This window comes from Streptomyces thioluteus (assembly GCF_039535865.1).
Map to the genome: position 1 here is coordinate 1 of NZ_BAAAXZ010000007.1, position 10,881 is coordinate 10,881.

The 10,881-nt window shown below is 65.9% G+C and carries 6 protein-coding genes and 1 pseudogene; 3 read left to right on the forward strand and 4 right to left on the reverse strand.

The features are described 5' to 3' along the window. Window positions 1-638 precede the first annotated feature (638 nt). On the reverse strand, window positions 639-3,986 hold the full coding sequence (locus tag ABD794_RS00865; protein ID WP_344960363.1) for a hypothetical protein: 3,348 nt from the start codon (window positions 3,984-3,986) through the stop codon (window positions 639-641). A 529-nt stretch (window positions 3,987-4,515) separates the two neighbouring features. Here ABD794_RS00865 and ABD794_RS00870 point away from each other — a divergent pair. From ABD794_RS00870 to ABD794_RS00880, 3 genes are all read left to right on the forward strand, one after another. Beyond that, a complete protein-coding gene (locus ABD794_RS00870; RefSeq protein ID WP_344960368.1) occupies window positions 4,516-5,034 on the forward strand; it encodes a hypothetical protein in 519 nt (172 codons plus the stop codon). A gap of 179 nt (window positions 5,035-5,213) precedes the next feature. Further along, window positions 5,214-6,722, forward strand: coding sequence for a S1 family peptidase (locus tag ABD794_RS00875; RefSeq protein WP_344960364.1), 1,509 nt, complete (start codon window positions 5,214-5,216; stop codon window positions 6,720-6,722). A 59-nt stretch (window positions 6,723-6,781) separates the two neighbouring features. Then, window positions 6,782-7,204 carry a hypothetical protein gene (locus tag ABD794_RS00880; RefSeq protein ID WP_344960365.1) on the forward strand — a complete coding sequence of 141 codons (423 nt, stop codon included), beginning with the start codon at window positions 6,782-6,784 and terminating at the stop codon, window positions 7,202-7,204. Window positions 7,205-7,254: 50 nt separating this feature from the next. Here ABD794_RS00880 and ABD794_RS00885 read toward each other — a convergent pair whose 3' ends face one another. The 3 genes and pseudogenes from ABD794_RS00885 to ABD794_RS00895 all read right to left on the reverse strand — a co-directional run. Continuing rightward, window positions 7,255-7,455 (reverse strand): helix-turn-helix domain-containing protein, encoded by a 201-nt coding sequence (locus ABD794_RS00885; RefSeq protein ID WP_344960366.1) that lies wholly within the window; start codon window positions 7,453-7,455, stop codon window positions 7,255-7,257. Next, window positions 7,452-8,036: a Uma2 family endonuclease gene (locus tag ABD794_RS00890; protein WP_344960367.1), complete on the reverse strand. Its 585-nt coding sequence runs from the start codon at window positions 8,034-8,036 to the stop codon at window positions 7,452-7,454. Before ABD794_RS00890 ends, ABD794_RS00885 begins: the two co-directional genes overlap by 4 nt. 122 nt (window positions 8,037-8,158) lie before the next feature. Then, a pseudogene (locus ABD794_RS00895) lies at window positions 8,159-10,881 on the reverse strand (multifunctional oxoglutarate decarboxylase/oxoglutarate dehydrogenase thiamine pyrophosphate-binding subunit/dihydrolipoyllysine-residue succinyltransferase subunit); the annotation flags it as partial.

The following is a 10,881-nucleotide window of genomic DNA, read 5'->3' on the forward strand; positions in this document are numbered from 1 at the left end:
AGACGTCCCCGTTTCATGGCAGAGCGTCTGGTGATCGCTGTGACAACCGGTGAAATACGCGACACGCGTGATATCGCCCAAGGATTGCGGAACCTGGTGGAGGACCCGCTTTTGGGTGCGGATCCTCCACCAGGATCGTGTTGATCCAGTAAGTTGTCACTGGCGGCGGCGGACCAGGCCATACAGATTGGCTTCCTGGGCTTTCGCCATCGGCAAGTGTGCTCGCGCGGGCTGCACGAGCGCTGCCGGGTCGAGTTCCTCTGCAGGGGTTCTTCTGGCCTGGGTGGGGGGTGAGCACAAGGCCCACCACCCCTCAGAATAGGTCGCGCGAATTGGTTGCGCGGCCCTTTGTGGCGTCAGTCGAGTACCTGTGACGCGTCTAGATACCGCTGGAATAGTTCAGTGAGCCAGCCCCAGTCCCCTTGGCGATTATTGAAATCCTTGATGATTTCCTGAAAGCATTCGCCTAGCTTGAGGAATCTGCCCGGGCGAATACTTGCTCGCCTAGAGTGCCGGATAGCACTACAGTCCACGGCCGCATACCTTGTGCCATCCTCTCGTCATCCACCTTGACGAGCATGGTTACCTTGCGGAGACCAAGGGTCTCCATGATTTCTTCGATGCTCATTTTTCTGAACTCAGTACCCTTTCAGAGCCGATGCGATGTCGGATATTTTGCGCAGCTCTCCTGTGCCGACCCTTTCGACGACCCCAGACAGCTGTTTTCGGGTGACGTCGGTCATGACTCCATTGCGCTCTATCAGCAGCCTGGCAACTTCCAAGGCAGTCCGCTTGTTTCCGTTGTCGAACAAGTGTCCTCCTGGGGCTGCGATGTTCCGTACGACAAGCGCAGTCTTGTTCCAAAAGCCGTTTAGGCGGCTTGCTGATGTCATCATACTTTCAATGCTCCCGTTCACTATCGTGCTGCCCCCGAACCCCCGGTTGATGCTGATGATTTCCTCGGCGGTTACTGTCACCCTGAACCCCCCTGAGATCTCATAGTAGGCTCTGGTTCCTTTGGCGAGGATTTCGATGCCGTCTATGGCCTTCTTGCCCTTGCCCCATGGTGTAGGCGCAAGAACCATTGCAGCCATAAGGCATTTGCCGAGGGTGGGGTCCTTGGCGCAATCCCTGGCGTTGTTGTACCCAATGAATTCTAAGGCGATGGCGGACAGAGTGGGGTCGGGTGGCGTGGTGTCTATAGTCCATTCGCCCGGCGCGACAGCGCAGGCCAGTAGGCCGCCTATCTCGTTACCGCCGTAACGGGGGTGGCAGACCCTTTTCGCCTTCTCCCTCTTCTCTCGCTGTTCAATCTCTTTTTGCTTTCGCTGCTGGGCTGCCTTGCGTTCTGCCTCAGCCTGTTCAGCCTCACGTTTCTTGACAACTTCGGTCCAAGCCTGCGAGGCCAGGGATTTGGCTTCCTCGGCGCTCTTCCCTGCTGCCAAGGCGGAACGATGGGCGCTTTCGGAGTACTCGTTTGCCAGGCTGGCCGAGGTGCGGGCGTAGTCGGCGGAGAACCTGGCCTGGGCCGCGGACTCCTCGGCCTCGTCGGCGGCGTGGTCGGCTTCGTTCGCCGCGTTGCGGGCTGTGATGGCAGACTTCGCGGCCTGGGCTGCCGAACGTTCGGCTCTGTCTGCGGACTTGGCTGCGTCGGCTGCGTATCCCTTGGCCTGGTCGGCCGACTTCTTGGCCTGGTCGGCGGCTTTCTGGGCTTCTGCAGAGGCGTTGTTCGCGACGGCTGCTGCCTTGGCCGCGATCCAGCGGTTCTGCTGGGCGTTGGCCTCGATGACCTCGCCCTGGTGGATGAGGCGCTCGAGCTGGGCGACGTGGGTGGCGGCGAGTTGGTCCTTGCGGTCGGCGATGTACTGGCCGGCCTGGATGAACTCGTGCAGTCGGTCGGCGGAGCCGACCAGGGCGATCTTGGCGGCTGCCTTCACCTCCGGGCCGCCGCTGCCCACGAGCTTGGACGCCAGGACGCTTTCGTCGCTGTTCCGGGCCTGGTACTGCCCACTGGCCAGGAAGACGGCCAGGTCCTTGGGGTTCCTGCCGGCCAGGGCTGCTTTGGCGGCCTCCTTCACGCCGGGGCCGCCGGAGTTGAAGATCCGGGAGACCTGGACGCCGTAGTCGGCGGATCCGGCCTCGTACTGGCCCGTGGTGGAGAAGTCCTTGATCTGCTGGTCGCTGCCCTTGAGGGCGTTCTGGGCGGCGGTCCGGACGGATTCGAAGGGACTCTGGACACTCAGGTCCACGACCTTCTGACGCAGCTCGTCCTGCACGGACTTGCCCCAGCCCGTACGCAGGTACTCGATAACATCCGCGTCGGTGCCGGAGAGTGCCTGAGCGGCCGCTTCTTGGCCGAAGGACCCGCGGGTCTTCAAAGCGCGCAGGGCCAGGTCGCGACCCTTGGCGGCTATCGTCTTGACATCCGCGTCAGGTTTCGCAGCCTCAGCGGCAAGGCTCTTGGCTACGTCGTCCAGATTCCAGGCATCCACCACGGTGGACGCGGTCGCGGCAGTGAACTTGTACGTTTGCGCCTGCTCGGACTTGGCGCGCTCCATGGCCGCAGCGGTGCGCGTGGCGAGGTCCTCCGCCTCGGTCTCCCGGGCGATCGCGAACACCTTCTTGGCCGTGGCGACCGCCGCGCTCGCGGCGTCGGCCGCTGCCCTGGCCGCGTTGGCCTGCTTCGTGGCCTCCTTCGCGGCATCCTTGGCCTCACCGGCGTGTTTTGCCGCCTCTTCGGCGGCCTGCGCCGCCTTGTTCGCGTGGTCGGCCGCGCTGTTGGCGGCGTCCCGGGCCTCGAAGGCGGCGTCGGCGGACCTGCGGGCCAAAGACTCGGCCGCACCGGCCGCACGGTCGGCCTCCCGCGCGTGACGACGTGCCTCGGCAGCCGCCGCCTGGGCCTCGGCCGAGTGGACGCCGGCCTCCTCGGCGTGCCGGTTCGCCTCGTCGGCGGCGTCGGCCGCCTCGTTGGCGTTGCCGGTGGCGCTGCGGGCGGAGCTCGCCGCCAGGCCTGCGGCCAACGACGCCTTTCCGGCCTGCTGAGCGGCATCAGCTGATTTCTTCGCCAGCCCGGCGGCCTGCCGTGCGGCCTTGGCGAAGTTCTTCGCGGCATCGGCCTTGCTGGCGTCACGGGCCGCGTCCATCGAGGCGTTGTACGCCCGGGTCGCGGCCTCCGCGGCCGCATTGGCCGCACTCGCGGTCTGCGCGGCGGCGAGGGCGGCGATGCGAGCCGAACGCTGGGCGGCGTTGGCCGCACCGATCGCCTGCTGGGCGGCGTCCGCAGCGGCGCGTGCGGCGTTCGCGGCCTGCTGGGCCTTGACCGCGGCCCTTGCCGAATCTTTTCTGGACGCTTCGGTTTCCCTGGCGGCCTTCTTGGCTGCTTCCTTGGCGAGTTGGGAGGCGGCGACGGCACGGGCGGACGCCTTCTGTGCCGCCTCCGTCGCCTCTTCCGCCCGCAGTCCCGCCCGCTCTGCCTGTTCGGTCAGTTCCTCGATGGAGGCGTGTTCCTGGTCGCGGTTGCGGGCGGTGAACTGGCCCACGTTCAGGAACTCGACGACGTCCCCGGGGGTGCCGCTGAGGGCGAGCTTGCCCGCCGCTTTCACATTGGGGCCGCCGGCGTTGATGATCCGGGAGACCTCGACCTGGTTGTCGGTCTCGCGAGCGTCGTACTGTCCGCTTTCGAGGAACTTCGTGATGTCCGCGGCGGTGCCCTTCAAGGCCGCCGTGCCCGCTTCCTTGACGCCGGTGCCCCCGTAGTGGATCACCCGCGATGCCTCGACCCGCTGGTCGTCCTCGAGGGCGGCTTTCCATCCCTTCAACAGGAAGGCGTGGAGGTCCTCGCGGCTGCCTGTGAGTGCCTTCTTCGCTGCTTCCCGAACCCCCGGGCCGCCCAGGTTGAAGATGCGGCTGGCGTCGACCGCATCGTCGTCGTACTGGATGTCGTCCTTGTCGGTGAAAAACTTCTTGACGTCGTCGTCGGTGCCCAACAGGGCCCGTTCGGCGGCCTCTTTGATGCCGACGCCGCCGTACCGCCAACTCTCGACGACAGCTGCCCGGCCAGTGAGCTCGGCATCGTCGGCGGGGTCGGCCAGGGCGTCCGGTCCGGACAGGAGCCCGGTCAGGAGGGTGGCGGGAAGAAGTGCGGCGCAGGTGGTCCAGAGCTTGAACCGACCGACAGAACTACGAGGTTGTGTTCTGCGACGCTCTTGTGGTCTGCCCTCGGAGCGTATTCGGTGTCTCATGTACACGGTCTCTTTCCGGCCAAAGGTGCTTCGGTGAAGCCATACTTCGGATTCGAGTCGTGCGCCGAGAGGCCAGCTTCCACACTGCCCGAGCCCGGCACGTACAGCCGCGAATCGAGAAGGATGGTGGGCGCATCCGGCGCGCCCGTGGTGCCAGAACTACCCCTCAACGACTGCTGATTGAGGGTGCGTGCCACGCGACACTACCATGCGCTTTACTGACGGTCATTGTCCGGGGACGGCGAGTGTCCCCGGCGTGCGCCGGAAGGTGAGCATGGCGATGTCTCATGCCTGGAAAACCCTTGCTGTGGGCGCCCTCTTGGTGCTGGCTTCGTGCGCCGGATTCGCGTCAACGGCAGCGGCGCGACCTGTGCCGAACGCCGCCTCTGCGGCGGCGGGCGCGGCAGCCGTTGATGACGAGATGCCCTTCGCTGTCGAGAAGTTCGAGTATCCGGGTGCTGCCAAGATCCTTCAGGAGCGGGGGATCACGTTGCGCAAGGGCGATGGGCGCATCCTCCTCGCTGACTGCAGTGCTTCCCACGACGTCATGGTGAAGTCCCGGACCGGGCAGAAGGACTTCTGCTTCATGGTCAAGGGCAAGCAGGGCTACCTCACGATGGAACTCCCTGATGCTTACGGCATCTTGACTCAGGACCACCCGGTCCGTGCAACGATCAGGGGTGAGGCCAAGGACACCGTGGTCAACGCCCCGAAGAACGAGTACACACCGCTTGGCGAAGCAGGTGACGCCGGGAAGCGCTCCGTGCTGCTGGAGATTCGAGTGACTGGCTGATCTGGACGTCAGGCATCGGGATCGCACCGCTCAACTGAAGTTTGTTCCTTGGTTGAATCCTGGTTCGTAGAGGGAGATGCAGCATGCCTGTCAGACGTCCGCGCGCGGCGTGGACCGCTGGATTGATTATTTCGGGACTAGCGGCAAGCGTTTTCACTGGATCACCGGCACAGGCTGTTGTGGGGCAGACGGCCAACGACTCTTTCACTTTCACGGCGAAGCTCGACATCGGTGGTCAACGTAGTTGTTCTGCTGCGCTGGTTGAGAAGGAATGGCTGATCACGGCCGCCAGTTGCTTTGCTGAAAATCCTGCCCAGAGCTTGAAGGTACCGGCCGGGGCACCGAGGTTGAGCACCACTGCCACGATCGGCCGCACGGATCTGTCCAGGGGCGGCGGCAGCGTGGTGGACGTGGTGGAGCTTGTGCCCCGTGGCGACCGCGACGTGGTGATGGCCCGCCTGGCCAAGCCGGCCGAAGGGGTCGCTCCCCTCGCCATCGGCTTCAACCCGCTCCTCCAGGGCGAAGACGTCTGGGCGTCGGGCTACGGCCGGACCGGGGACGAGTGGGTTCCGGACCGTTTGCACTACGGGAAGTTCGCCGTAGGAGCGGTCAAGAACACGTCGGTCGGCGTCACCAGCAAGGATGGGGTGGCCCTCTGCCAGGGCGACACCGGTGGACCGGCGTTTCGCCTGCTGGGAGGCCGGGCTGAGCTCGTCGGCGTCAACAGCCAGTCCTGGCAGGGCGGATGCCTCGGCTCCGACAGCGCCGAGACGCGCAAGGATGCACTCGACACTCGCGTTGACGACATCGCCGGCTGGATCCAGTCCGTATCGTCACGCACACTCCTGTCGCGTCGCGACTGGAAGGAGGTCGCCTACACCGCATCCGGCTACTTCACTACCAGCGAGGCCGATCGCAAGCGCCACATGGATCTGTTCGTCGTCTGGAACGACGGAACGGCGAGCATCTTCCAAGGTTCGGACAATGCCGACCCCAAGACTCCGTTCACTGCCGAGTACAAAGTCCCTGCCCCGCCCGGCAGCAGCTGGCAGTACGCTCGCGCCATTGCCGCGGGGAACTTCGCCGGGAGTGGCTCGGACGGGCTTTTTGTGCGGTGGAAGGATGCGGAGGTGACCGAGTACGGCCACCTCGACCTGAAGGGTGTGCACGACGAACGGATGCTCGCGCACGGGATCGACAAGGACCACCCCACCAGCTTCTGGGCGAATGCCCGGTTGGTGACCGTCGGTGCGTACTCCGGTGACGGTCGGCGCGACGATGTCCTGATCCTGTGGGAGAACGGCTCGACATCCCTCCAGGCCGATATCCACACCAAGAAGCTGGATGGACATGTCCAGTTGTCCGAGGCCCAGAAGTCCTGGGAGAACGCAGCAGAGATCAGTGCCGGGGAGTTCACAGGAAAGAAGACATCCGACCTGCTCATCCGGTGGAAGGACGGGGAGACCAGTATCTTCCCCGGTGTTGACGCCAAGGGCTACCACGGTCGGCTCAAGATCAGGGATGCGGAGTCGCCGTGGAAGAACGCGCGCACCCTCACCACGGGTTCGTACACCAACAGCGACAACCGGGTCAACGACGTCCTGATCAGCTGGAACAACGGGAACCTGGGTTTCTACCCCGACGTCGACGCGGAGGGGACTCATACCGGGATCGAGCTTGTCGGCTGAGCCGTGAGTTCTATCCGCATCGTGGTGACAGCAGGCAAACGACATGGAGGAGGAACTCGGTGAAGACATCACGGATCGGCCGTCGCATCGCGGCGGGCTGCGCTGGTGCACTCGTGATCGGTGCCGTGGCGGTGGGTCTCGCGCCGGTCGCCGCCGCGAAGAGTTACGCCGTCACGATCGATAAGGTCGCGCTGAAGTCGCCCGGCCTTGCTGTGGAGTTCACGTACTCCTGCGACGCGGGTTCACGGGACTGGCTGGTCGCCAATGCGACCGATGTCAGCATCAATGCGGGGGCGACGGGTTCGGCGATCGTCAAGACCGACAAGCTTGTGTGCGATTACAACAGCCACAAGACGCGGGTCTATCTGCCGCCCATCAATGGGGAGTTCTTCAAGGGCAGCAAGGCGAAGGTCGTTCTCTACTACTTCGACCCCGAGACCGGTTACCGCAGCATCGAGGCGAGCGCCACCACAGTGGTGTAAGCAGGGATTCAGCCCAGGACCCGTACTGATCACCAGCGGTGCGGGTCCGCCTACCGGTAGGGCGTGAGGCTCACGGTGATCTCGCATTCGAGGGCCGCGGCCAGACGCTGGAGGACGGGGATGGTCGGTATGGCCTTGCCGGACTCGACGCGTGAGATGAAGGCCTGCCCTGTCCCTGCGCGGGTGGCGAGCTCGGCTTGTGAGAGGCCGAGTTCGACTCTTCGGGAGCGGACGAGGACGGCGGTGTTCAATGCGATGCCTCGTTGTAGCGCGGCAGTTCACCGGTGTCGATGACCCACTCGTTGATGGTGATCTTGTCTCCGAAGGTGTAGGGAACTCGGGCGCTGTACTCGGAGGTACCGCTCTTCGAGGTGATGGCCCAGTAGTGGACGCAGGTGCCGTCGCGGGGGTCGACGATCAGATAGTGCGGAATGCCGAGCCGGGGGTAGTGGCGCAGTTTGCTCTCGTAGTCGTTCTCCGGATTGGAAGGGGAGACGATTTCCACAGCTGCGAGCAGGGCCTTCGGGCTGATGGCGTCATCGGTGTCCATGGCCGCCTCGGGCAGGACGAGGACGTCGGGGCGGCGCAGCTGACCGAGATCGGCATCCTCGATGTCACCGGAGGTAGTGGCGACGATTCCGGGGGGGAGCTGCGGCTGGAGCTGGCGCTCGATGCGCAGTGCGGCGAGGTCGTGACGGCCGGCGGGGCTCATCATCATGACGATCTGACCGTCGCTGATCTCGACGTGCGAGCTCAAGGGCGCGGGCGGCGTGAAGTGTTCGGCGAGTGAGCGCAGGTGCCGATAGATCTCTCGTCGGGTGGCAGCCGTCATGGTTTCACCCTACATGACGGAATCGTCATAAGCGGGGGCCGGAAACGACCCGGGGGCCAGTGCCGCTCTCACGAGAGCGGCACTGGCCCCCGGGTCGTTCAGCCGACGGGATCAGATCCGCGTCAGGCGTCGAACACCTCGTTCACCAGTGCCGTCTGCTCGGCCTGGTGGCGCTTCGCCGAGCCGACCGCCGGGGACGACGAGTGCGGGCGGGAGATGCGGCGGAGGCGCTCCGGGGCCGGGACGTCCGCGCCGACCGCCAGGTCCAGGTGGTCGATCAGGTTGAGGGCGATGAACGGCCAGGCGCCCTGGTTCGCCGGCTCCTCCTGGGCCCAGATGTACTTCTGGGCGTTGGGGGAACTTGGCGATCTCCGCCTGGAGTTCGGCACCCGGGAGCGGGGTACAGGCGCTCGAGGCGGATGAGGGCGGTGTCCGTGGCGCCGCGCTTCTGACGCTCGGCCTCCAGGTCGTAGTAGACCTTGCCGGAGCAGAAGACGTACCTTGCGGGACGGCGGCGGCGTCGACGCCGTCGTCGCCGATGACCGGGCGGAACTGCCCGCTCGTGAACTCTTCCGCCTTGGACGCCGCGGCCTTCAGACGCAGCATCGACTTCGGGGTGAAGACGATCAGCGGCTTGTGGTGCGGGTTGTGGACCTGCCAGCGCAGGAGGTGGAAGTAGTTCGAGGGGAGGGTGGGCATGGCCACCGTCATGTTGTTCTGCGCGCAGAGCTGGAGGAAGCGCTCGATCCGGGCCGAGGAGTGGTCCGGGCCTGGCCCTCGTAGCCGTGCGGGAGGAGGAGCGTGACGCCGGACGTCTGGCCCCACTTCTGCTCGGAGGAGGAGATGAACTCGTCCGTGATGCTCTGGGCGCCGTTGACGAAGTCGCCGAACTGGGCTTCCCAGAGGACCAGGGCGTCGGGCGGGCCAGCGAGTAGCCGTACTCAGAAGGCCCATCGCGCGTACTCGCTGAGCAGCGAGTCGTAGACGTTGAACGCGCGCCTGGTCATCGGAGCATGGGTCAGCAGGCAGCGGGGTGTAGTCCTCGCCGGGTCTCGCGGTCGACCAGCACGGCGTGGCGATGGCCGAAGGTGCCGCGGCGGGAGTCCTGGCCGGCGAGCCGGACCGGGGGTGCCCTCCATCAGCAGCGAGCCGAAGGCGAGGGTCTCGCCCATGCCCAGTCGATCATGCCGTCCTCGATGCTGGCGGCGCGGCGCTGCAGCTGCGGCACCAGGCGCGGGTGCACCGTGACGTTCTCGGCGTGTTGACCTGCGACTCGGCGATCCGCTTGAGGACCTCGGCGGAGATCGCGGTGTCGAGGGGGGCCGGGAACTCGGGCCGGAGGGGGGCCGCGGGGTCCTCCGCCGGGACAGGGCTGGCGTCGGCGTCGCGGACCTCGACGAAGACCTTCTCCAGCTGGCCTGGTAGTCCTGCAGGGGCCTGCTCGGCCTCCTCCAGGTGATGTCGCCCGGGCCGATCAGCGACTCGTGTAGAGCTTGCGCACCGAACGCTCTTGTCGATCAGGTCGTACATCAGCGGCTGGGTGAACTGGGGGTTGTCCGACTCGTTGGCCCGGCGCCGGTAGCAGATCAGGTCGATGACGACCGTCCTTGTTGAACGTCTGGCGAACTCGAGGCGAGGCGTCGATGCGCACGACTGCTTCCGGGTCGTCGCCGTTCACGTGGAAGATCGGCGCCTCGATCATCCGCGCGACGTCGGTGCAGTACATCGACGAGCGGGAGGACTCCGGCGCGCGGTGACAGCCGATGGTTTTGAGACGATGTGCACGGTGCCGGCGGTGCGGTAGCCGCGCAGCTGCGACATGTTGAGCGTCTCGGGCGACGACGCCCTGCCCGCGAAGGCCGCGTCGGCCGTGGAGCGGACCGGCAGGACGGTGAAGTCCGTGCCCGCCTTGCCGATGATGTCTGCTTGGCGCGGCGATGCCTCGACGACCGGGTCGACCGTCTCCAGGTGGGGACGGGTTGGCGGCCAGCGAGACCTGATCTGCTCGCCGTCCAGGCCGGGTGAAGGTGCCTCGGGCGCCCAAGTGGTACTTCACGTCGCCGGAGCACGTGCATCGACTTCGGGTCGAGGTTGCCCTCGAACTCGCGCGGAAGATCTGCGCGTACGTACTTGCCGACGATGTTCGCCAGGACGTTGAGGCGGCCGCGGTGGGCCATGCGATGACGACCTGCGTCGAGGCGGCCTCGGGCGGCCGCGTCCAGCACCGAGTCCAGCAGCGGGATGACGGACATCGCCGCCTTCGAGCGAGAAGCGCTTCTGGCCGAGTACTTGGTCTGGAGGAACGTCTCGACGCCTCGGCCGCGTGAGGCGGCGCAGGATGCGCAGCTGCTCCTCGCGCTCCGGCATGGTGTGTGCTGTGCGGGCGCTCGACGCGGTCCTGGGGATCACCTTGCGCTGCGTCTGGGGTTCCTGGATGTGCATGAACTCGGATGCCGGTGTGCGGCAGTACGAGTCGCGCAGACGCCCAGGAGTGTCGCGAGCAGCTTCATCAGGGACTTGCCGGCGAAGCCGCGCGACGCGAAGTCGCCGCTCGAGGTCCCAGAGGGTCAGGCCGTGCTCGGTGATGTCCAGGTCGGGGTGCTTGCGCTGGCGGTACTCCAGCGTCGGTGTCGGCCATGACGTGGCCGCGCACCCCGGTACGCGGGGATCAGCTCGAAGACGCGGGCGGCCTTGGTGACGTCGTCGTCGTGCGAGGCGTCGATGTCCTTGAGCAGCGGACCGGCTCGTAGGGGATGCGCAGCGCCTCGAAGATCTCGTCGTAGAAGCCGTTCTCGCCGAGCAGCAGCTGGTGCATGATCCGCAGGAACTCGGCCGGAGGCGGCGC

Excerpts from the sequence above, each read along its gene's own strand:
- ABD794_RS00870 (WP_344960368.1), top strand. The coding sequence starts at position 4,516 with ATGGCGATGTCTCATGCCTGGAAAACCCTTGCTGTGGGCGCCCTCTTG.
- ABD794_RS00890 (WP_344960367.1), bottom strand. The coding sequence starts at position 8,036 with ATGACGGCTGCCACCCGACGAGAGATCTATCGGCACCTGCGCTCACTC.